The organism is Cnuibacter physcomitrellae, assembly GCF_014640535.1.
GTDB classification, from domain to species: domain Bacteria; phylum Actinomycetota; class Actinomycetes; order Actinomycetales; family Microbacteriaceae; genus Cnuibacter; species Cnuibacter physcomitrellae.
The window spans coordinates 1,183,547-1,202,547 of sequence record NZ_BMHD01000001.1 but is presented as its reverse complement, the minus strand read 5'-3'; the positions used below and the strand labels follow the sequence as shown (position 1 = coordinate 1,202,547).

Annotated in this window: 14 protein-coding genes and 1 tRNA gene; 10 read left to right on the top strand and 5 right to left on the bottom strand. The window is 70.7% G+C overall.

Annotated features, from left to right (window positions below):
• The first annotated feature begins 48 nt into the window (after positions 1 to 48).
• Positions 49 to 2,982 carry a preprotein translocase subunit SecA gene (gene secA, locus IEX69_RS05620; RefSeq protein ID WP_085020100.1) on the top strand — a complete coding sequence of 978 codons (2,934 nt, stop codon included), beginning with the start codon at positions 49 to 51 and terminating at the stop codon, positions 2,980 to 2,982.
• Between the two features lie 102 nt (positions 2,983 to 3,084).
• Here the strand turns inward: secA and IEX69_RS05615 are convergent, their stop codons facing one another.
• The gene (locus IEX69_RS05615) at positions 3,085 to 3,549 is read right to left on the bottom strand and encodes an Rv3235 family protein (protein WP_085020099.1); all 465 of its coding nucleotides are present in this window, start codon (positions 3,547 to 3,549) and stop codon (positions 3,085 to 3,087) included.
• Positions 3,550 to 4,021: 472 nt separating this feature from the next.
• Between IEX69_RS05615 and IEX69_RS05610 the strand changes: the two genes are divergently transcribed.
• Positions 4,022 to 5,515 carry a sensor histidine kinase gene (locus tag IEX69_RS05610; protein ID WP_085020098.1) on the top strand — a complete coding sequence of 498 codons (1,494 nt, stop codon included), beginning with the start codon at positions 4,022 to 4,024 and terminating at the stop codon, positions 5,513 to 5,515.
• 695 nt (positions 5,516 to 6,210) lie between these two features.
• Here IEX69_RS05610 and IEX69_RS05605 read toward each other — a convergent pair.
• Positions 6,211 to 6,459, bottom strand: a complete 249-nt coding sequence (locus IEX69_RS05605; RefSeq protein ID WP_085020097.1) for a WhiB family transcriptional regulator — start codon at positions 6,457 to 6,459, stop codon at positions 6,211 to 6,213.
• A gap of 202 nt (positions 6,460 to 6,661) precedes the next feature.
• On the opposite strand from IEX69_RS05605, the gene IEX69_RS05600 reads away from it, so the two are divergent.
• Entirely contained in the window at positions 6,662 to 7,084 is a 423-nt protein-coding gene (locus tag IEX69_RS05600) for a hypothetical protein (protein ID WP_157127208.1), read from the top strand.
• 63 nt (positions 7,085 to 7,147) lie between these two features.
• Here the strand turns inward: IEX69_RS05600 and bcp are convergent, their stop codons facing one another.
• Positions 7,148 to 7,627, bottom strand: a complete 480-nt coding sequence (gene bcp / locus IEX69_RS05595; RefSeq protein WP_085020095.1) for a thioredoxin-dependent thiol peroxidase — start codon at positions 7,625 to 7,627, stop codon at positions 7,148 to 7,150.
• 76 nt (positions 7,628 to 7,703) lie between these two features.
• Here bcp and IEX69_RS05590 point away from each other — a divergent pair.
• The 3 genes from IEX69_RS05590 (at position 7,704) to IEX69_RS05580 (ending at position 12,551) form a co-directional block, all read left to right on the top strand.
• A tRNA-Lys gene (locus IEX69_RS05590) sits at positions 7,704 to 7,779 on the top strand.
• Positions 7,780 to 8,102: 323 nt separating this feature from the next.
• Positions 8,103 to 10,874: a helix-turn-helix transcriptional regulator gene (locus IEX69_RS05585; protein WP_085020094.1), complete on the top strand. Its 2,772-nt coding sequence runs from the start codon at positions 8,103 to 8,105 to the stop codon at positions 10,872 to 10,874.
• 300 nt (positions 10,875 to 11,174) lie between these two features.
• Positions 11,175 to 12,551 (top strand): glucose-6-phosphate dehydrogenase, encoded by a 1,377-nt coding sequence (locus tag IEX69_RS05580; protein ID WP_085020093.1) that lies wholly within the window; start codon positions 11,175 to 11,177, stop codon positions 12,549 to 12,551.
• Between the two features lie 119 nt (positions 12,552 to 12,670).
• Here IEX69_RS05580 and IEX69_RS05575 read toward each other — a convergent pair whose 3' ends face one another.
• Complete coding sequence (locus IEX69_RS05575) at positions 12,671 to 13,165, bottom strand: hypothetical protein (RefSeq protein ID WP_157127206.1); 495 nt, start codon at positions 13,163 to 13,165, stop codon at positions 12,671 to 12,673.
• 160 nt (positions 13,166 to 13,325) lie between these two features.
• Between IEX69_RS05575 and IEX69_RS05570 the strand changes: the two genes are divergently transcribed.
• Positions 13,326 to 14,564 carry a mechanosensitive ion channel family protein gene (locus IEX69_RS05570; RefSeq protein WP_085020091.1) on the top strand — a complete coding sequence of 413 codons (1,239 nt, stop codon included), beginning with the start codon at positions 13,326 to 13,328 and terminating at the stop codon, positions 14,562 to 14,564.
• A gap of 31 nt (positions 14,565 to 14,595) precedes the next feature.
• On the opposite strand, the gene IEX69_RS05565 is transcribed toward IEX69_RS05570, so the two are convergent.
• Positions 14,596 to 14,790: a hypothetical protein gene (locus IEX69_RS05565; RefSeq protein ID WP_085021500.1), complete on the bottom strand. Its 195-nt coding sequence runs from the start codon at positions 14,788 to 14,790 to the stop codon at positions 14,596 to 14,598.
• 95 nt (positions 14,791 to 14,885) lie between these two features.
• Here IEX69_RS05565 and otsA point away from each other — a divergent pair, with 95 nt between their 5' ends.
• The 3 genes from otsA (at position 14,886) to ilvD (ending at position 18,990) form a co-directional block, all read left to right on the top strand.
• Positions 14,886 to 16,454 (top strand): alpha,alpha-trehalose-phosphate synthase (UDP-forming), encoded by a 1,569-nt coding sequence (gene otsA / locus IEX69_RS05560; protein ID WP_229756240.1) that lies wholly within the window; start codon positions 14,886 to 14,888, stop codon positions 16,452 to 16,454.
• Entirely contained in the window at positions 16,451 to 17,230 is a 780-nt protein-coding gene (gene otsB, locus IEX69_RS05555; RefSeq protein ID WP_085020090.1) for a trehalose-phosphatase, read from the top strand. The genes otsA and otsB overlap by 4 nt, the downstream gene beginning before the upstream one ends.
• Positions 17,231 to 17,295: 65 nt before the next feature.
• The gene (ilvD, locus tag IEX69_RS05550) at positions 17,296 to 18,990 is read left to right on the top strand and encodes a dihydroxy-acid dehydratase (RefSeq protein WP_085020089.1); all 1,695 of its coding nucleotides are present in this window, start codon (positions 17,296 to 17,298) and stop codon (positions 18,988 to 18,990) included.
• Positions 18,991 to 19,001: the final 11 nt, after the last annotated feature.

The window sequence follows — 19,001 nt, the reverse complement described above, 5'->3', positions numbered from 1 at the left end:
TTCCGCGATGCTCGCCAGCCGAGCGACGATCGCAGTGGGAGAAGCTCCGTGGCCTCAGTTCTCGAAAAAGTCCTCCGCGTCGGCGAAGGGCGCACCCTCCGCCGACTCCAGGCGTACGCGAAGGCGATCAACGCGCTGGAGGACGACTTCAAGTCGCTGACCGACGAGGAGCTCCGCGAGGAGACGACGCAGCTGCGCGTGCGCCACGAGGCGGGCGAGTCGCTCGACCACCTCCTGCCCGAGGCCTTCGCCGCGGTGCGCGAGGCGTCGGTCCGCACCCTCGGCCTCCGGCACTTCGACGTGCAGCTCATGGGTGGCGCGGCCCTCCACCTCGGCAACATCGCCGAGATGAAGACCGGTGAGGGGAAGACCCTCGTGGCCACCACGGCGGCCTACCTCAACGCCATCGCCGGCAAGGGCGTGCACATCGTCACGGTGAACGACTACCTCGCCAGCTACCAGAGCGAGCTGATGGGTCGCGTCTTCCGTGCCCTCGGCATGACGACCGGCGTCATCCTCGCCGGGCAGACGCCCGCCGAGCGCCGCGAGCAGTACGCCGCCGACATCACCTACGGCACGAACAACGAGTTCGGCTTCGACTACCTCCGCGACAACATGGCCTGGCAGGCCTCCGACATGGTGCAGCGCGGCCACTACTTCGCCATCGTCGACGAGGTCGACTCCATCCTGATCGACGAGGCCCGGACCCCGCTCATCATCTCCGGGCCGGCGTCGGGCGAGGCGAACCGTTGGTTCAACGAGTTCGCCACCATCGCCACCAAGCTGAAGCCCGAGGTCGACTACGAGGTCGACGAGAAGAAGCGCACGGTCGGCGTGCTCGAGCCCGGCATCGAGAAGGTCGAGGACTACCTCGGCATCGACAACCTCTACGAGTCGGCGAACACCCCGCTCATCTCCTTCCTCAACAACGCGATCAAGGCGCGTGCGCTGTTCAAGAAGGACAAGGACTACGTCGTCCTCAACGGCGAGGTGCTGATCGTCGACGAGCACACCGGTCGCATCCTGGCCGGGCGTCGCTACAACGAGGGCATCCACCAGGCCATCGAGGCCAAGGAGGGCGTGCAGGTCAAGGCCGAGAACCAGACCCTGGCCACCGTGACCCTGCAGAACTACTTCCGCCTCTACGACAAGCTCTCCGGCATGACCGGTACGGCCGAGACCGAGGCCGCCGAGTTCATGAGCACGTACAAGCTCGGCGTGGTCCCGATCCCCACGAACAAGCCGATGCAGCGCATCGACCAGCCCGACCTCGTCTACAAGAACGAGCAGGCGAAGTTCGACCAGGTCGTGGAGGACATCGTCGAGCGCCACGAGAAGGGGCAGCCGGTCCTCGTCGGCACGACGAGCGTCGAGAAGAGCGAGTACCTCTCGCGCCTGCTCGCCAAGCGCGGCGTCCGGCACGAGGTGCTGAACGCGAAGAACCACGCGCGTGAGGCGGCGATCGTCGCTCAGGCCGGTCGACTCGGCTCCGTCACCGTCGCCACGAACATGGCCGGTCGAGGCACCGACATCATGCTCGGCGGCAACGCCGAGTTCCTCGCCGTGTCCGAGATGCACGCCCGCGGTCTCAACGCCTCCGAGAACCCGGAGGAGTACGAGGCGCAGTGGGACGAGGTCTTCGACAAGGTCAAGGCGGAGGTCGCCGAGGAGGCCGAGAAGGTCATCGCGGCCGGCGGTCTCTACGTCCTCGGCACCGAGCGCCACGAGTCGCGGCGCATCGACAACCAGCTGCGCGGTCGATCCGGCCGTCAGGGCGACCCGGGCGAGAGTCGCTTCTACCTCTCCCTCACCGACGACCTCATGCGCCTGTTCAACGCGGGTGCCGCCGAGGCGCTGATGGGGCGAGGCTCGGTGCCCGACGACCTGGCGATCGAGTCGAAGGTCGTCTCGCGCGCCATCCGCAGCGCCCAGTCGCAGGTCGAGAGCCGCAACGCCGAGATCCGGAAGAACGTCCTCAAGTACGACGACGTCCTCAACCGTCAGCGCGAGGCGATCTACAGCGACCGCAAGCACATCCTCGAGGGAGACAACCTCCAGGACCGCGCCCAGAAGTTCCTCGAGACGGTGATCGACGACATCATCACCGACCACGCCGGCTCCGGCAACGGCGACGACTGGGACTTCGACGCGCTCTGGGCCGAGCTGAAGACCCTCTACCCGATCTCGATCACGGTCGACGAGGTCGTCGCCGAGGCGGGCAGCAAGGGCAAGATCAACCGCGACTTCATCGCCCGCGAGGTGCTGTCGGATGCGCGCATCGCGTACCAGAAGCGCGAGGAGACGCTCGGCGAGACCGCCATGCGCGAGCTCGAGCGCCGCGTCGTGCTCTCGGTGATCGACCGCCGCTGGCGCGACCACCTCTACGAGATGGACTACCTGAAGGACGGCATCGGCCTGCGCGCGATGGCCCAGCGCGACCCGCTCGTGGAGTACCAGCGCGAGGGATACGCGCTGTTCCAGTCCATGATGGGCCAGATCCGCGAGGAGTCGGTCGGCTTCCTGTTCAACCTCGAGGTCGAGGTCAACGCCGCCCCCGCGGGCGTCGAGGCGCCGACCGTCGAGGCCAAGGGGCTCGCCCCGCAGACGGCCGGGACCGAGAAGCTCAGCTACTCGGCGCCCAGCGACTCGGGCGGCGTGGAGGTGCGCAACCAGCGCGGCCAGGTCGAGCAGGCCGCCACGGCGCGCGCTCGCGAGGCGGAGGAGCGCTCCGCGCCCGTCGCCTCCGCGTTCGCGAAGTCGGAGCCGCAGGGCGGCGGTGCTCCGGCACCGAGGTCGGGCGGCCAGGGCGGAGCCTCGGGGTCCGGCTCGGGCTCTGGCTCGGGCAAGGGTCAGGCGGCGAAGGGCGGTGCGCAGGGCGGCGGTCAGCGTGGCGCCTTCGGACAGCGCCCGGGCGGCGGACAGCCGGCTCCCGCGGCGAACAACCGCGCCCAGCGCCGCGCGCAGGGCAAGAAGAAGGGCTAGCCCTCCTCCCTCTACGGGCGCCGCTCGGCTGCGGCCGCTCGCGGGCTGCGTCCTGCGCTCGGCTACGGCCGTGGTGCTCGGCTACGGCCGCCTGAGCGCCGTTCAGAGGACGTGCACGGCGGTGGCGCGCCAGCGCGACCGCGACCATTCGAGGCGCAGCGCCACGGCTCGTGACCGAGCGCGCCCGTGGATGATGACCACCGCATCCACGATGCCCGTCGACGGTTCGCTCAGCACCGTGCTGCCCATCGTGAGGGCCAGCCGTGCGGGCGCCTCCCCGCGGGCCGCCCTCCCGCGTCGCCCCAGCGCGTCGCGGAGCAGCAGATGCTCGTAGACGTCGTCGCTGAGCCAGCGGGCGAGTTGATCGAGCGCGCGCGTTCCCGCCAGCACCTCGACAACGCACCGCGCCATGTTCTGGGCGAAGACGCGTGCGTCCGGGGGAGCAGAGTCCTCCTGGCCGTCCTCCTCGCCGCGTGAGGGAGGCCGGACGAGGTCGTCGGTCAGGGTGACGTCGTCGTCGGCGGTCGGGGTGGGACAGGCGAGCTCCACGACGGGTGGCACGGTCATCAGGCGGCTTCCTCTGCTCGGGCCGCGCAGGGCGCGGCCGTTCGGTCGGGATGCGTGCGACGACCCACCCCCTCATCGTCCCGCCCTACCGACGCGGGATGAGCATCCCCTGCTCACCCTGCGGCGGTGGTTACTCAATCAGGTCGCTCGCGCCAGTGTCCAGAAGCGTTTGTGCCCTGTGGAGAGGGGGTCGTCGCTGTGCAGGTTGAGTGGCAATTGCTCATAACGCAGCCGGGCGCGTCAGTGGTGAACTGTCTCTGCAACACCCCCAGGACCACCTGCTGAGATGCCCGTTCCCCCGACCTACCGATCGTCTCAGCAGGCTGGAAAGGCCCCCGTGATCACGTTGCTCAAGGCGTCTGATCGCGGGGGCCGATCTCTCTGCCGGGCCGCCGGCGCCGAGGCCGGCGGTGCCCCCGCGCGGGGCGCCGGGCACACGACCGCCCCAGTGGCACGCCGTAGGCTAGGAGTCGTGTCCACCCTCAGCGATCTCGTCTCCGCGCACGGCAGCTCGACCGACGCCGACATCGAGTGGCTCCACCTCGTCGTCAGCGACTGCCAGCTCCTCGCCGACCTCGCGTTCGCCGACATCGTGCTCTGGGTCCCCACCGTCGACGGCACGTTCATCGCCGTCGCACACGCCCGTCCGTCCGGCTCCGCGACGCTGTTCTACCGCGACTTCGTCGGGCAGACGATCAAGCCGGAGTGGCGCAAGCAGGTCACCGACGCGTTCGAGAGCGCACGGATCGTCGACACCGCGGCCCCCGACTGGTATGAGGAGACACCCACCCGCGTCCGCGCGATCCCGGTGATGCGTCGCCTCTCCGTCTCCGAGCAGACGACGTCCGAGCGGCCCATCGCCGTCATCACGCGGCACACCAACCTCAGCGAGGCGCGCACCCCCAGCCGCCAGGAGCTGACGTTCAACGAGTGCGCCAACGACCTCTTCGCGATGATCGCAGCGGGAGACTTCCCCGACCTCGGAGCGCCGACGGGGCCGCGTCGGGGCGCTCCGCGTGCATCCGACGGCCTCATCCGCCTCGACGTCGACGGCATCGTCACCTTCGCGAGCCCCAACGGACTCTCCGCCTTCAACCGCATGGGCTTCGCGGGCGAGCTCGAGGGCGAGTCGCTCGCCGAGGTGACCACGGCGCTGCTGGCGGGACGCCTCGTCGTCGACGAGTCGCTCCCTCTCGTCGTCACCGGACGCGCGCCCTGGCGCACCGAGATCGAGGCGCGAGGCGTCACGGTGTCGCTGCGTGCCATCCCGTTGCGCACACGCGGGCACCGGTTCGGGGCGATCGTCCTCAGCCGCGACGTCACCGAGCTGCGGCACCAGGAGCGCGAGCTCATCACCAAGGATGCGACGATCCGCGAGATCCACCACCGCGTCAAGAACAACCTGCAGACCGTGGCCTCGCTGCTGCGCATCCAGGCCCGCCGGACCCACTCCGACGAGGCGCGCGAGGCCCTCAACCAGGCGATGCGGCGCGTCGCGGCGATCGCCGTCGTGCACGATACCCTCTCCGAGGGACTCAACCAGCGCGTCGACTTCGACACCGTGTTCGACCGGGTGCTCCTCCTCGTCGCCGAGGTGGCCTCCGCGCACAACACCACCGTGCATCCGAAGTCGACCGGCAGCTTCGGCGTGCTCCCCAGCGAGTACGCCACACCGCTCGCGCTCGCCCTCACCGAGCTCGTCACCAACGCCGTGGAGCACGGTCTGGCCGGCCAGGAGGGCGAGGTCGAGATCAAGGCGACCCGGTCCGACGACCTCCTCACCGTCGAGGTGCGCGACACCGGGACCGGACTGCCCGAGGGCAAGGTCGGCTCCGGGCTCGGCACCCAGATCGTGCGCACCCTCATCCAGGGCGAGCTCGGCGGGACGATCGACTGGCACACCATGGTCGGCAGCGGCACCGTCGTCACGATCGAGGTGCCGTTCCGCTGGTTGAAGAAGCGCTAAGTCCTCCGGGGGTCGGTGGGCCGGGGGTGGGATGTCCTGCCGCCGAATCAGCGGGGGCCCCTGCCCCGATATTCGGCGGCAGGACATCCCACCCCCGGCCCACCTCGCGTCGATCCTGCGCTCGGGTGGGGGAGGACGCCTCGCGCTTCGCGCCTCGGCGTTCGGTCTGCGGGTAGTGCGGTTCTGCGGGCGCCTTCGCGCGCATCCGTGCTGGGCCAACTCCGGAGATTCGGCGGGACACGCCGGGGGAAGTCCGGAGTTGGCGCAGATGGGGGCGGAACTCCGGAGTTAGCGCGCGGTGGGTGGGTGCGCGGCTGGACGGCTGGTGCTTGCTGCTGTCCGTCGGGGCGGGGCGCCGGGGCTGGGCCAATTCCGGAGATTCGGCGGGACACGCCGGTGGAAGTCCGGAGTTGGCACCGATGGGGGCGGAATTCCGGAGTTAGCGCGCGGCGGGCAGTGCGTGGCCGGATGTGCTGGTGCTTGCCGCTGCAGTCGGGGCCGGGCGTTGGGGCTGGGCCAATTCCGGAGATTTGGCGGGACACGCCGGTGGAGGTCCGGAGTTGGCGCAGGTGGGGGGCGGAATTCCGGAGTTGGCGCGCGGCGGGTGGGGGCGGAGAAGGCGCCCGGAAAGGGCTCGCGCCCTGAGCGCGAGGCGTCAGGGCGCGAGGGGGAGCGGGGCGCGCGAGGCGCGGGGGTCAGGAGGCGCGGCGGGCGCGGGCGGCGCGGCGCTTGAGGGCGCGGCGCTCGTCCTCGGAGAGGCCTCCCCAGACGCCCGAGTCCTGGCCGGTCTCGAGGGCGTACTGGAGGCAGATCTCGGTGACGGAGCAACGCGCGCAGACGCTCTTGGCCTTGTCGATCTGGTCGACGGCGGGTCCGGTGTTCCCGACGGGGAAGAACAGCTCGGGGTCAGCGGTGAGGCAGGCGGCTTTGTCGCGCCAATCCATGCGGGGGCTCCTTAGATAACAGGAAGAATCGATCGCTGCGATCGACGTGATTTCGGGTGATCTGTCGACGGCACAGTGGACGCTGCAATCAGAGGAGACTGCACCCGCTCACGCCGCTGTGAGCAACATCGACAAGCCATCGTTGCATACTGGTTTGTGCAAAATCAAGGATTTTTTGTGGAGAACGGGCGGGGTTGACGGCGTGAACGATCAGCGAAATCCAGGCGACGAGGCGGATGCGGGCACCCTCCGCCGACCCGCCTCGGTGACCGCGCTCGGCATCATCGTGTCGGTAGAAGCCCTGGTCATGGTGGGTCTCGTCGTCTGGCTGGGCATCGAGACCGCCGTGGCGCAGCCCGAGTACCTCGTCACCGCCGTCGCGATCCTCGTGCTCGCCGCGATCGCCGCGCTGTTCCTCGTGTTCGTGGCGATCGGCACGTTCCGGATGCAGGTGTGGACCAGGTCCGCGACGCTCGTCTGGCAGATCTTCCAGGTGGTCGCCGCGATCGCCGCGTTCCAGGGCATCATCGGATCGCCGAGCATCGGCTGGTTCCTGCTCGTCCCGGCGGTGCTCGCCGTCATCCTGCTCTTCACCCGCGCCTCCCTCGCGGCGGCGCGTCGCTGAGAAGGCGCTCCGCTGAGAGGCGCTCCGCGCATCCGATCCGCTCCGGATGCGCGAGGCGGCGGCTCAGTCGATGCCGAGCTTCTTGCGGAGCGACGCCACGTGCCCCGTGGCCTTCACGTTGTAGAGCGCCTGCGTGAGCCGGCCCTCCTCGTCGACCACGAAGGTCGAGCGGATCACGCCGGTGACGGTCTTGCCGTAGAGCGACTTCTCGCCGTAGGCGCCGTAGGCCTTGTGCACCTCGAGCCCCTCGTCGGAGAGCAGCGGGAAGGTGAGCGACTCCTCGTCGTGCCACGCCTTGAGCTTGGCGACGCCGTCCTTCGAGACGCCGAGCACGGTGTAGCCGGCGCTCTTCAGCGAGCCCAGGTTGTCGCGGAAGTCGCACGTCTCGGTGGTGCATCCCGGAGTCCCGGCCGCGGGGTAGAAGTAGACGACGACCTTCTGGCCGCGCAGATCGTGGAGCGACACGTCGTCGCCGTCCTGATCGGTGAGCGTGAAGTCGGGAGCGAGATCGCCCGCGGCGAGGCGCGTGGTCGTGTCGGTCATGCACCCAGTATCCCGTGTCGCGAGCACCGCGCGGAGCATGCTATCGTTGACGACTGGCCCGCTCGGTCGGGCCGATGCACCTCTAGCTCAATCGGCAGAGCAACTGACTCTTAATCAGTGGGTTCAGGGTTCAAGTCCCTGGGGGTGCACCACTGAACGAAGGCCCCGGTCCGGTATGGATCGGGGCCTTCGTCGTTCATCGCCGGCGGGCGTGTGCCCACATCCTGCCCATGCGGATCAGCGCGCCACCCGATGAGGTAGACGGACACCGACTACGTACTTCCGCGGCTTCGACTACGCAAAGTCCGTCTCGGGCGCGCGCGTGAGTAGAAACTGCTCATAACCCGAGCACTACTCACAGGGGGAAACATCGAGAGGTTCGGCCGCATCCACCCAGCGGTCGGCGCCTACCTGATCCGAGAACAGGGCGCAAGCACGGGGCCTTCGCCGCGCGCGCCCGGATGACGAGAGAGCGATGAGCATCCACATGCCCGAGACCACCAGCATCACCACGCGGCGCGACGAGACGGCCGAGACCCTCGTCGGCCGCACGCGCCAGATCGACCAGGTCGTCCACGCGATCGCCGCCGATCCCGACCTCGCCGTGACCATCACCGGGCCGCGGGGAACCGGCCGCACCGCCGTGCTCCGCGCGATCCGGGAGCGGATGGGGGCAGCGACGCCCACCTACTGGGTCGCCGGCGACAGGGCCCTCGCGTCGCTGCCGCTCGGGGCCCTCGCTCCGCTGCTCGCCGAGCTCGACATCGATCCCGCCTCGGAGGGCGTGCTCGTGGGGCTCCATCGCGCGCTCGGTGGTGGGGCCGTCGTGTTCGTCGACGACGCCCACCTGCTCGACGAGGCGTCGGTCGGGGTCGTGGCCCAACTCGTGCGATCCGGCGACGTGTCGGTCGTCACGTCCACCGTCGAGGAGGCGGGCCCCCACAGCCACCCGGCCGGCCCCGCCGGCGGCACGACCGCCCCCGCGGTCCGGCCGGCCGGTGCCGCGGGCCCCGCCACCCACCCCGCGGAGGGGCTCCACCTCCGGCTCGCGCCGCTCGACGACGCCGACCAGCGGCTCGTCGTGTCGAACCTGCTCGGCGCGTCGCCGCATCCGCACACGGTCGAGGAGATCGTCCGTCTGGCCGACGGCAGTACGCGCATCCTCGTCGCGCTCGCCGAGGCCGTGCGCGACGCGCCCCTGCCGCCGGATGCGCACGGCTCGCTCACCGACCGGCTCGCCCTGTCGCGCGCGATCATCGACGCGCTGCCGGTCGATCCCTTCGCCGCACCTGAGCCGGTACTCGACCTGCTCTCCCTCCTGGCGGTCTGCGGGCCCCTTCCGCTGGAGCTCGCGGGCGAGCCCGGGGCCTCCTCCCGATCCGCCGCCGACGCCGAGCAGCTCGGACTCGTGAGGTCGTACGAGGAGGAGGGCAGGCGCTGGGTCGCCCTCGCCCACCCGATGCTCGAGCCGGTCGTCCTCATGGACGTCTCCCCGCTCCGCCGCTACGACTACTGCGCGGCCGGTGCCGACATGCTGAGCGGATCACCGGCGCATCGTGTGCGTCACACGCTCCTGCGGCTGCGGGCGGGCATCCCCGTCGATCCTCGCGAGCTCGACCTGCTGGCCCGCGGCGAGCTGCGCGCTCAGCGGTACGGCACGGCGCTGACGCTGGGCGAGCACGCCGTGCTCCAGAGCGACGGCGACGCGGCCCTCCGCGCCTCCGGCCAGGCGATCCGAGCACAGGCCGCCTCGCAGATCGGACGGATCGCCGAGGCGACGGAGTGGTTCGCCGACGCCTGGGCGACCGCCTCCGAGGCGGCGGAGGAGGGCGCCCAGGGGCCCTCCCAGGAGTTCTTCGCCCGCCTGGCGCAGGCCGAGGGGAACCACCTCGCGTTCCGACTCCTCCAACCGGCGACAGCGGTGCGCCGGGTGGAGGAGATCCTCACCCGCATCCACGATGCCCGGTGGCGGGCGTTCGTCGATCCCGACCTCGTGAAGTGGCGCCTGATGGCCGGGGAGGGGCTTCCGGAGAGCGTCGACGAGCTGCCCGTCCTGCAGTCCGTCGAGTCGCCCGGTGACCTGAACCTGCTCATCATGACCGCGATGATCCAGACGACGGGAGGCAGTCTCGAGGCGGCCCGGACGGCGACGGTGCGGGGGCTGCGCGAGGCCGAGCGCTTCGCCGACGTGCTCCCGAACGCCCGCGACCTGCTCACCCTGAGCGACGTGCTCGCTCGCGCGTTCGGCGGCGACGTGGCAGGGGCGCGGACGCAGGCTCGCGAGGAGCTCGCCGCGGCCGACGCGGCCAACCCCAGCGCGCGGGGCATGTGGGAGTTCGTGCTGGCCATCGTCGAGCTGCACGCCGGATGCCCGGCCCGCGGGTGGAAGCTGATCGTCGACGCCCGGCGCGACCTGCTGTGGCGCGACATCGCGGGGCTGCTGCCGACGGCCGAGGCCGTGCACGCCGCTCTCGCCGCTCGGACGGGGCGGTTCGCGGTGGCGCGTCGCTGGCTCGACCGCCATCCGGCCGACACGATCGCGGACCCCAAGGCCGCCCTCTACGCCCAGCTGGCGCGAGCGTGGGTGACGGCGGCGGCGGGCCGGCCGGGCTTCGCCGTGCGAGCGCTCGCCACCGTCGTCTCCGAGGCCGTCGACCGGGGACAGCTCTACCTCGGCGCGCTCTGCGCCTACGAGGGGGTGCGGATCGAGCCGGTGGTCGGCGCGAGCGTCATGCTCCCGCACCTCACGCGGGCGCAGCACGCCTTCCCCACGCAGCTGGCGCACGTCCGCGTGGTCCTGGCCCGGGGCGACACGCTGCCGGTGGCGAAGGACCTCGCCGACGCCGGTCTGCTGGGGCCGGCCATCGATGCCGCCCGCTGGTGCGCCGAGACGACGAAGGATCGCGCGCTGCAGAGCGAGGCGACGCGCCTGGCCGATGCCTGGACGGTGCGGACCGGCGTGGCGATCACCCCGCGGCGCACCGACACCCAGCCGCGGATGACACCGCTGACCGACCGCGAGTGGCAGCTCGCCTCGGGGGCGGCGTCCCTGCGCACGAGCGCCGAGCTCGCCGCCGAGTACGGCATCTCGGTGCGCACGGTCGACAACCACCTCGCCCGCATCTACCGCAAGCTCGGCATCGCGAGCCGACGGGAGCTGGCGGCCGAGCTCGGTGCGCTGAGCGCCGAGAACCCGTACTCGAACGTCCGCGAGGGCGCCGAACGGGGGAGTAGGAAGTACTCATAACGCTCGGCGACCGCCGCAGCGCACAATCGTGGTGGTGACAGCGGCGCCAACCGGCGCCGACCGATCCGCTGCAGTGCTCGACGACATCTCACCGGTCCACTCGTCAGTTCCGGTGCGTCGGGTCCGGCAGCGGGTCTCGAACAGGGGCGGCCTTCGGGTGGCCGCCCCTGTTCTCTTCCCCCGTCGTTCCCGGCCGAGCGCCGCTCGCACAGCAAGTGCACAGGCGCCACCGAGCGACGTCTTCACCAGGGTCGAGCAACCTCCCTGGCAGGGATGCGCGCGGGCTGTACTGTGTGCACCATGAGCCAACACGTCGGGACGCTGTTCATCTTCGGAGCCAGTGGAGACCTCACCGCACGCCTCCTGCTGCCGGGCCTCGCCCAGCTCCTGACCGCTCAGCCGGAGCGCCGTCTCACGCTCGTCGGAGCGGGCGGCAACGACTGGACCGACGACGACTGGCGCGACCTGGTGAAGAAGTCGTTCGCCACGGTCGACGCGAAGGGTGCCGCGGTCGACGACGTCCTGGCGCGCACCACGTACGTCAAGGCCGACGTGACGGATGCGCAGCAGCTGTCCTCCCTGCTGGGACGGTCCGATGGCGTCCCCGCCATCTACTTCGCCCTGCCGCCCGCGGTCGCCGCCGCCTGCGTGACCACGCTGCAGTCGATCGACCGACCCGACGGGCTCGTCCTCGCGCTCGAGAAGCCGTTCGGACTCGACGTCGCCAGCGCCGAGAAGCTCAACGCGGAGCTGGCGAAGATCGTGCCCGAGAACCACGTGCACCGCGTCGACCACTTCCTCGGCCGGTCGACGGTGTTCAACATCCTGGGCCTGCGCTTCGCGAACCGCATCTTCGAGCCCGTGTGGAGCTCCGACCACATCGCGAGCGTCGACATCGTCTACGATGAGCAGCTCGGTCTCGAGGGGCGCGCGGGGTACTACGACAAGGCGGGCGCGATGGTCGACATGATCCAGAGCCACCTGCTGCAGGTGATGGCGGTGCTGGCCATGGAGCCGCCCTCGACGCTCGGGTCCGACGACCTCCGCGACGCCAAGGAGCTCGTGCTCCGCGCGACGCACATCTACGGCGACGACCCCGAGGCCTCGAGCCGCCGCGCTCGATACAGCGCGGGGACCATCGACGGCCGATCCCTGCCGAGCTACGTCGACGAGCAGGGCGTCGACCCCTCCCGCGAGACGGAGACGCTCGCGGAGGTCACCGTCGAGGTGCAGACGTGGCGCTGGATGGGGGTGCCCATCACGCTCCGCTCCGGCAAGGCGCTCGGACGGCGACGCCGCGAGATCGTGATCACGTTCAAGCCCGCGCAGCGGCTCCCCGTCGGTCTCAAGGGCGAGAACTCGCCGACGGTGCTGCGCATCATGCTGGCTCCCGACACGATGGCCCTCGAGATCGACATCAACGGCCCGGGCGACCCGTACGAGCTCGAGCGGGCCTCCCTCGAGGCCACGTTCGGAGACGGACAGCTGCTGGCCTATCGCGAGGTGCTCGCCGGCATCCTCGACGGCGACCCCTCGCTCAGCGTCCGTGGCGACTCGGCGGTGGAGGGCTGGCGCATCCTCGAGCCCGTCATCGCGGCCTGGAAGGCCGACGACGTGCCGCTCGACGAGTACCCGGCCGGCAGCGAGGGCCCTTCCTCCTGGACCCCGATCGGCTGACGCTCGTCTGCGGCGCGCGGAGCGCGTCGTTCGTCACGAGAAACGGCGAAGCCCCCGCGTAGAGGCGGGGGCTTCGTCGTATTCCGTGACGAGCGACGGCGATGCGCCGCCGCGAAGGCTCAGGCGGACGCGGAGCCGGCGGTCTCGGTGCGGTGACGCTCGGCAGCCTCGGTGACCTCGGCGTGGTGCGCGACCAGGGCGCGCAGCGCGTCGTCGTCGCGAGGATCGGCGGCGGCCGCGGGCGAGGACCCTGCGGCAGGCAGGTCGACGGGGACGAGGTGCGCGACGGGGCGGGGGAGCGGGACACGATCGACCGGCGCGAGAGCGGGAGCCGCGGAGCCCTTCCCGGTCGGGTCGAGCTGCATCACGATGTTGTGCTCGGTGAGGTTGACGACGATGTCGCGCGCCACCGAGGCGGCGAGCACGGTGTGGAAGATGTCGTCGGTGTCGGCGCCGCTGCGTCGCGTGATCGCGAACGAGCCCAGCGGTCCGAAGTTCTCCATGAGGGTCTGGCTGACCAGCTCGTAGAGGCGCTCGCGGCTCACCGCCGCCTCGCGCGCTGCCCGTGCTCGTCGTCTCCAGCCGATCATGAGCAGTCCTTCCGCCGTCGCCACCCTCCCGACCATTGTCGGTCCTGAACATCCTCTGTCCGTTCGGGACACGCCGCGTGCCGGTCGCCGAAAGGCTGATTAGGCTGGAATTTCGTCTGTTCGTCCAGCCCGTCGTCGCGCTCCGCTCCGACGGAGCGCGGCTCCCCGATCCGCGAAGGAAGACATGACCGGAGACCGCACCTGGCTCGCGTTCGCCATCGCCTGCGCCGCTGCCCTCGTCCTCGCCCTCGTCGCCACGGCCGTGGTGGCCCTCGTCCTGCGGGTCACGGCGAAGCGCGTGGAGTGGCCGAAGGCCCTGATCCGGCGCTCGCGGGTGCCCTTCCGGCTCTTCCTGCTCGTGCTGCTGCTGTGGACCGCGGTCGCCGCGACCCTCCCCGTGACCGACCTGCTCGACGGGGTGAACCAGGGGTTCCTCATCGTCTCGATCGGGGTGGGGGCGTGGTTCGCCTGCACGCTGCTCATGTTCTTCGAGGACATCGCGCTCGAGCGCTATCGCATCGACCGTCGTGACAACCGCGTCGCACGCCGCGCGCGCACCCAGGTGCTCATCCTCCGGCGCCTCGGCATCGCCGCCATCGTGGTGATCGCCCTCGGCGCGATCCTGCTCACGTTCCCGGGAGCGAGGGCGGCGGGCGCGAGCGTGCTGGCGTCGGCCGGGCTCGTCTCGATCGTCGCGGGTCTCGCCGCTCAGTCGACCCTCGCGAACGTGTTCGCGGGGATGCAGATCGCGTTCAGCGACGCGCTGCGGGTCGACGACGTGGTCATCGTCGAGAAGGAGTGGGGTCGGATCGAGGAGATCACGCTCACCTACGTCGTCGTGCACATCTGGGACGACCGGCGCCTCGTGCTCCCCAGCACCTACTTCACGACGAAGCCCTTCGAGAACTGGACCCGCCGCAACTCCGAGCTGCTCGGCTCGGTGGAGTTCGACCTCGACTGGCGGGTCACGCCGGCGCTCATGCGCGAGGAGCTCGAGCGCATCCTCCGCCGCACCGACCTCTGGGACGGCCGCGTCTCCGTCCTGCAGGTGACGGATGCGACGGCGGGCTTCGTGCGCGTGCGCATCCTCGTCACCGCGGTGGACGCGCCCACCCTGTTCGACCTGCGCTGCCACATCCGCGAGGAGATGGTGGCGTGGCTGCACCGCAGCAGCCCGCAGTCGCTGCCGCGCACCCGCGTCAACGTCCTCGAGCCCGAGGTCGACGTGGAGGCCGCGCACCGTCGCACCGACACGGATGCGGTCGGGCTGTTCCACGGCGACGACGGTGCCGAGGGGCGCGCCAGCCTCTTCACCGGCCCGATCCAGACCGCTCGGATCGACCCGTCCGACCTCGAGGGCTCCGGTCGGGACGCCGCGGGCCGAGACGCTGCCGACGGCTCACGCGACGGACGGATCCGCTGACGCGGATGCCCGTGCCGTCAGACGGCGGCGGTCACTTGTCCTCGAGGGCGCGGGCCTCCTCGTCGTCCTGCAGGACGCTCCCGATGGCGAGCGCGAGGCTGATGCCCCAGCTGACCCACATCAGGATCACACGCCAGTCGCGAGGACCCTTGCGGGTCGTCTGCACGACCGACCAGGCGCCGAACACCGCGGCCAGGAAGCTGCCGTTGAAGAGGAACTTGCGCACGTCGCCCACCATCTCTCTCGAACCTGCCTCCCACGCTACCGTGATGGCCCCCTGGTAGGGTTGCCGCCGATTGCGGAAGCACGGAACGGACCCTCTTGCCTGACGACGACGCCCCATCCCGCCCCTCCACCGACAGCCCGGACGACGGCTCCTACGACTTCGTCGTGGTGGCCAACCGCCTCCCCGTCGACCGGATCACGACCCCGGAGGGCGAGCCGTCGTTCCGCACCTCCCCGGGCGGTCTCGTCACCGCTCTCGAGCCGGTGATGCGGGCCGCGGACGGCGCCTGGGTGGGCTGGACCGGGTCGGTCGACGACCACCTCGAGCCGTTCGAGCACGACGGCATCCACATCATCCCGGTGGCGCTGAGCGCCGACGACGTGGAGCTCTACTACGAGGGCTTCAGCAACGACACGCTCTGGCCGCTCTACCACGACGTGATCGCCCCGCCGGCGTACCACCGTGAGTGGTGGGAGAGGTACGTCGCGGTCAACCGCCGGTTCGCCGAGCGCGCGGCCGAGATCGCCGCGGAGGACGCTACGGTCTGGGTGCAGGACTACCAGCTGCAGCTGGTGCCCCGCATGCTGCGTCAGGCGCGACCCGATCTCACGATCGGCTTCTTCAACCACATCCCCTTCCCCGCGTACGGGATCTTCTCGCAGCTGCCCTGGCGCACGCAGATCGTCGAGGGGCTGCTGGGGGCCGACGTGATCGGCTTCCAGCGCACGGCGGATGCGGGCAACTTCTCGCGCGCGGTCCGCCGCCTCCTGGGATACCAGGCCAAGGGATCCGTCATCGACGTGCCGCTCGACGACAGCGAGCTGGCCAGCGCGAAGCACCGGATCTCCGCGGTGCGCCCGAACAAGCCCGTGCGTACCGTCGTCGCCCGTGCCTTCCCCATCTCGATCGACGCCGAGTCGTACGAGGACCTCGCCCGGCGGCCCGACATCCAGGCCCGTGCGAAGGAGATCCGGGAGGGGCTCGGCAACCCCGACGTCGTCATGCTGGGCGTCGACCGGCTCGACTACACGAAGGGCATCGGCCACCGGCTGAAGGCGTTCGGCGAGCTCCTGGCCGACGGAGCCGTCGACGTCGAGGACGTCACGCTCGTGCAGGTGGCCTCGCCCAGCCGCGAGCGGGTCCGCACGTACCAGCGCCTCCGCGACGAGATCGAGCTGCAGGTCGGCCGCATCAACGGCGACTACTCCACGCTCAGCCACACCGCGATCAGCTACCTCCACCACGGATACCCGCGCGAGGAGATGGTGGCGCTCTACCTCGCCGCCGACGTGATGCTCGTCACCGCCCTCCGCGACGGCATGAACCTCGTGGCCAAGGAGTACGTCGCGTGTCGGTTCGACAACGACGGCGTGCTCGTGCTCAGCGAGTTCGCCGGCGCCGCCGACGAGCTCAAGACCGCGCTGCGCGTGAACCCGCACGACATCGAGGGCCTCAAGGAGGCCATGCTCACCGCCATGCGGATGCCGCGGGCCGAACGATCGCGGCGGATGCGGGCCATGCGCAAGCGCGTGACCGAGAACGACGTCGAGCGCTGGTCCTCCGAGTTCCTCGCCGCCCTGGCCGCGCCGAGCACGAGCCTCGCGCTCCCGGCGGCCAACGAGGCGACGGATCCGACGGATCCGTCCGAGGAGGCGGGCTCGTGACCACCGACGCCATTGACACGGCCGCTCTGGACCGTGCGCTCGAGCGCCTCGCCGCCACCGAGCGCCTCCTGATCGCCCTCGACTTCGACGGCACCCTCTCGCCGATCGTCCCGAGGCCCGAGGAGGCGCGAGCGCTCCCCGAGGCCGACGAGGCGCTGCAGGCTCTCGTCGCCGCGCCCGACACCACGGTCGTCCTGGTCTCGGGCCGGTCGATGGCGAGTCTCGAGCACGTCTCGGGGTCGCCCGCGCACGTGCTCCTCGTCGGCTCGCACGGCGCCGAGGTGAAGGACGACGACGGCGTCCACGTCGAGCTCGATGACGACGAGCGGGGACGACGCGAGGCGCTGCACCGCGCCCTCGAGTCGGCCGTCGCCGATCACGACGGGGTCTGGGTCGAGGGCAAGCCCGCCGGCTTCGCCGTGCACACCCGCCGTGCGTCGGACGAGGCCGCCTCCGCCGCGCGCGCCGCGGCCCGATCCGCTGTCGAGGGCATCGACGGCCTCACCGAGCGCGAGGGCAAGGGCGTGCTCGAGTTCGCCGTGAAGGCGACGAGCAAGGGCGACTCGCTCCGGACGCTGCGCGAGTCGACCGGGGCCACCGGCGTGCTCTTCGCCGGCGACGACGTAACGGACGAGGACGGGTTCGCTGTCCTGGGCGAGGGCGACCTGGGCCTCAAGGTCGGCCCGGGGGAGACGGCGGCGGCGTACCGCGTCGACGACCCGGCCGCGGTCGCAGGCCTCCTCGCCCGCCTCGCCGCGCTGCGCGCCGCGAGGTGACGGCCTCCGGCGGGGCGGTGCTCGCCGCGTGCAGCCGATGTCGGACGCGGCCCTAAACTCATACCATGCCGGAAATCGATATGAAGCCGCGCTCGCGCGTGGTCACCGATGGGATCGAAGCCACCACCTCGCGCGGGATGCTGCGTGCGGTCGGCATGGGCGACGAGGACTGGGACAAGCCCCAGATCGGCATCGCGAGCTCGTGGAACGAGATCACGCCCTGCAACCTCTCGCTCGCCCGCCTCGCGCAGGCGTCGAAGGAGGGCGTGTTCGCCGGAGGCGGCTACCCGCTGCAGTTCGGCACCATCTCCGTCTCCGACGGCATCTCCATGGGCCACGAGGGCATGCACTTCTCGCTGGTCTCCCGCGAGGTCATCGCCGACTCGGTCGAGACCGTCATGATGGCCGAGCGCCTCGACGGCTCCGTCCTGCTGGCGGGATGCGACAAGTCGCTCCCGGGCATGCTCATGGCCGCGGCCCGGCTCGACCTCTCGAGCGTGTTCCTCTACTCCGGCTCCATCGCCCCCGGCTGGGTGAAGCTCTCTGACGGCACGGAGAAGGACATCACGATCATCGACTCCTTCGAGGCGGTCGGCGCGGTCAAGGCCGGCAAGATGAGCGAGGCGGATGCCAAGCGCATCGAGTGCGCGTTCGCCCCCGGTGAGGGCTCGTGCGGCGGCATGTACACCGCGAACACGATGGCCAGCGCGGCCGAGGCGATGGGCATGAGCCTCCCGGGCTCGGCGAGCCCCGCGTCCGCCGACCGACGCCGCGACTACTTCGCGCACCGCTCGGGTGAGGCCGTCGTCAACCTGCTGCGCCAGGGCATCACCACCCGCGACATCATCACGAAGAAGTCGCTCGAGAACGCGATCGCCATCGGCATGGCCTTCGGCGGCTCCACGAACCTGGTCCTGCACCTGCTGGCGATCGCGAACGAGGCCGAGGTCGACCTCACGCTCGCCGACTTCAACCGCATCGGCGACAAGGTCCCCCACATCGGCGACCTCAAGCCCTTCGGCAAGTACGTCATGAACGACGTCGACCGCCACGGCGGCGTGCCGGCCGTGATGAAGGCGCTCCTCGAGGAGGGGCTCATCCACGGCGACGCGCTCACCGTCACCGGCAAGACGGTCGAGGAGAACCTCGCCGAGATGGACATCGCCCCGCTCGACGGCGAGGTGCTGAAGCCCCTCGACAAGCCGATCCACAAGAGCGGCGGTCTCACCATCCTCACCGGCTCGCTCGCCCCCGAGGGCGCGGTCGTGAAGTCGGCCGGCTTCGACGCCGACGTGTTCGAGGGCCCCGCGCGCGTGTTCGAGCGTGAGCGCGCCGCGATGGACGCCCTCACCGAGGGCCGGATCAACGCCGGCGACGTCGTCGTGATCCGCTACGAGGGCCCCAAGGGCGGCCCCGGCATGCGGGAGATGCTCGCCATCACCGCCGCCATCAAGGGTGCAGGCCTCGGCAAGGATGTACTACTCTTGACGGACGGACGATTCTCAGGCGGCACAACCGGCCTGTGCATCGGCCACATAGCTCCCGAAGCGGTCGACGCTGGTCCGATCGCCTTCGTACGCGATGGTGATCTGATTCGGGTCGATATCGCAGCTCGCTCGATCGACCTACTTGTCGACGACGCAGAGCTGGAGGCCCGCCGAGAAGGCTGGGCTCCTCTTCCTCCCCGCTACACCCGCGGCGTCCTCGCGAAGTACTCGAAGCTCGTGCATTCAGCAGCCGAAGGCGCGATCACCGGGTAGCTGCGCGCATC

Bases quoted from the DNA above. Each gene is read 5' to 3' on its own strand.
- IEX69_RS05615 (WP_085020099.1), bottom strand. From the start codon at position 3,549: ATGACCGTGCCACCCGTCGTGGAGCTCGCCTGTCCCACCCCGACCGCC.
- IEX69_RS05605 (WP_085020097.1), bottom strand. From the start codon at position 6,459: ATGGATTGGCGCGACAAAGCCGCCTGCCTCACCGCTGACCCCGAGCTG.
- bcp (WP_085020095.1), bottom strand. From the start codon at position 7,627: ATGACCGACACGACCACGCGCCTCGCCGCGGGCGATCTCGCTCCCGAC.
- IEX69_RS05585 (WP_085020094.1), top strand. From the start codon at position 8,103: ATGAGCATCCACATGCCCGAGACCACCAGCATCACCACGCGGCGCGAC.
- IEX69_RS05580 (WP_085020093.1), top strand. From the start codon at position 11,175: ATGAGCCAACACGTCGGGACGCTGTTCATCTTCGGAGCCAGTGGAGAC.
- IEX69_RS05570 (WP_085020091.1), top strand. From the start codon at position 13,326: ATGACCGGAGACCGCACCTGGCTCGCGTTCGCCATCGCCTGCGCCGCT.
- ilvD (WP_085020089.1), top strand. From the start codon at position 17,296: ATGCCGGAAATCGATATGAAGCCGCGCTCGCGCGTGGTCACCGATGGG.